Source organism: Acinetobacter sp. NIOH-H-8, from assembly GCF_046635365.1.
Classification (GTDB): domain Bacteria; phylum Pseudomonadota; class Gammaproteobacteria; order Pseudomonadales; family Moraxellaceae; genus Acinetobacter.
This window is the reverse complement of record NZ_JBHDVN010000128.1, coordinates 1-575: the sequence shown is the minus strand read 5'-3', so window position 1 is coordinate 575 and position 575 is coordinate 1. Positions and strand designations below refer to the sequence as shown.

Annotated in this window: 1 protein-coding gene; it reads right to left on the bottom strand. The window is 35.5% G+C overall.

The features are described 5' to 3' along the window. Positions 1-297: 297 nt before the first annotated feature. Positions 298-507 (bottom strand): hypothetical protein, encoded by a 210-nt coding sequence (locus ACEWB7_RS17370; RefSeq protein WP_004282305.1) that lies wholly within the window; start codon positions 505-507, stop codon positions 298-300. Between the last annotated feature and the right edge of the window lie 68 nt (positions 508-575).

Below are 575 nucleotides of genomic sequence, written 5' to 3'. Positions count from 1 at the left end.
CCCACGGATGTTAGAGAACCACTGTTCTCGGACATTAGATAACATAAACATAGCCTGTTTTTTAATTTTTCAGATAGGCTAGTGATGTGATATATACAACACACAAGCGACTACACCACATCACTAGCTAGACAGTGATGAGTTATTTACAGATTTAAGAAGGTAAATAAACTTAAGGTGGCGTAGGTGTCATAAGATGAAGAAACTTTTTAGAGTAAAAAAATCAGGACAAGGGTAACAGCTAGGTACTTTTTTATAAAGCCTGGATGTATATCCAAGCTTTGTTTAATCTGTATTTTATGAAGCTTTTAGCTCCCCAAGTAATTGACCTATTTCCAAACGTGTGTAGCCGCGTTCTTTAAAGATCAAAACAATAGCCTGTTTATAATCTTCAGAAATAGCCGTTTTATATTTATTAATTAATTGCAGCTCAGCATTAAGCTGGAGATCATTTTTGATCGTCAATACTTCCGTAGAGACTTTATTAAAAATCTTGAAATTAAACATACAGGTGCTCTTTATCAATATTGTAGCGGCCCGACTACAACAAACACCTGCCTCAGCTTAGCTGGACA

Excerpts from the sequence above, each read along its gene's own strand:
- ACEWB7_RS17370 (WP_004282305.1), bottom strand. The coding sequence starts at position 507 with ATGTTTAATTTCAAGATTTTTAATAAAGTCTCTACGGAAGTATTGACG.